Raw genomic sequence first — 1,726 nt, 5'->3', positions numbered from 1 at the left:
TTTAAAGAAAACGTACAAAAGATTTAAAGAAGGGCAAAGCAAATAGAACCTATGATTTTCAATGAAAAAAACAGGTTAAAGATTGAGAAATATTTTATTGTGTCTCTCCAACTTTATCGCTGGAGTAGATTTGATTTTTAGTCAGCAAGCCAAAAATCAAACGAACTAATTTACGAGATGTAAGTGCGAGTGCTCTTTTATGGCAGTGAGTAGTAACCTCACCATACTTCTTAAGATAGAATTTTTTGTACTCAGGAATGTTGTTTTTAACACTATTGGCAGCTTCTATGATGTAATATCTAAGATATTTGTTACCAGTCTTAGTCATTCTAGTATTGTCAGAAGAGTAATTACCAGACTGATTTACTCTCCATGTAAGACCAGCATACTTAGCTAAGGCATCGTGAGAGTCAAAAGAAGCAATAGTACCTATTTCTGCAAGGATACCACTTGCAAGGACTGGACCAATTCCAGGAATAGATACAAGTGATTGATATTCAGTAGTGTTGATACCTTTAATAGTTTTTACGATTGCCTTATCAATAGTCTTGATTTCATCATCAAAGGCTTTGATAACATTAAAAGAAGAAGCAATAGAAGTATTTAAGGGTTCATACAACACCTTATCTAAGCGATAAGAATCTCTGGCAGCCTTTTGTAACAACTTAGCAGTCTCATAAGGATTACTAAAACGATTCCGGCCTTTAGCAGATACAAATGCTACAAGTTCTTCAATAGATGAATAAGTAATGTCATCTAAAGAAAGGAATTCAGTTAAAACAGCAGCAGAAGTAACTCCGTATGTGTTAGAAAAGGGTTGGTTATTCTTATCTAAAACGGCTAACTCACTAAACTTCAGATAAATGTTAGAAACCATATACGTCTTCTCTCTGGTAATGCATTCAACTAGATGAAGTCTATGTCTAGAGAGTCTTTGCAGTGCAAGGAATTGAGCTCCCCGCCAGGGTTCGGATGTGATTCTACCACATCTAGCAAAGTCAGCTATAACAAAAGCATCAAGGGGGTCAGTTTTATCCATATCAATAAAAGATTTTCTGTAATTAGCAATAGACTTAGGGTTAAGGCAATATACAAGAGGATTAAAAAATAGAATCTCTTCGCTAGAAGAAAGAAAGTTAGCAATATGTGTACTGTAAAATGAAGTGGATTCTAGGGCAATAACAACATATTTTAGGCTATTGGAAATCAAACAGTTTAGGATGCTATCTAAAATAGATTCAGCACCAGGCTGGTTATTCAGAGCCGTTAGATTAAGAAGCTTATTCCCTTGAAAATCCAGAGCACATAAAACGTTAGCTTTAGAACTAACATCAATACCAACAAATAAAGTAGACATTTGGTTGTTCTTCACAAGATCACCACCTTTCACTTAAGAGTATGTTTGAACAATTAGTAAAAGAGATATCCTAATCTTAGATACTGACTGCAACCTCGCACTATTAGCATTCATCTTTGAAAAATACCTTGCTGTGGGCTAGTCAAAGAGATGCAGCATCTGAGTAAGCAGAATATGATAACTAAGTTAGGAAGCACGCTTTTTAGGCAATAACCGAAAGGTTTTGCAAGGAGAATAAGAATTATCCTTTGCTAATTATTCTAAGTCTATTTTAGCATTAGGATATCTCAATTAAAAATTGGTAAGTTAAAGAAAAAAATAAATATGCTTAGACCATAAAAACTGGGTCTAAACATATTATACGAGGAG

The 1,726-nt window shown here is 34.4% G+C and carries 1 protein-coding gene; it reads right to left on the bottom strand.

The genetic code is table 11. The features are described 5' to 3' along the window. Positions 1 to 94 precede the first annotated feature (94 nt). Entirely contained in the window at positions 95 to 1,372 is a 1,278-nt protein-coding gene (locus J2Z35_RS14535; protein ID WP_330623516.1) for an IS110 family RNA-guided transposase, read from the bottom strand. Between the last annotated feature and the right edge of the window lie 354 nt (positions 1,373 to 1,726).

This window comes from Acetoanaerobium pronyense (genome assembly GCF_017874355.1).
Classification (GTDB): domain Bacteria; phylum Bacillota; class Clostridia; order Peptostreptococcales; family Filifactoraceae; genus Acetoanaerobium; species Acetoanaerobium pronyense.
The sequence above is the reverse complement of the archived record's forward strand: the minus strand, read 5'-3'. Positions and strand labels throughout refer to the sequence as shown.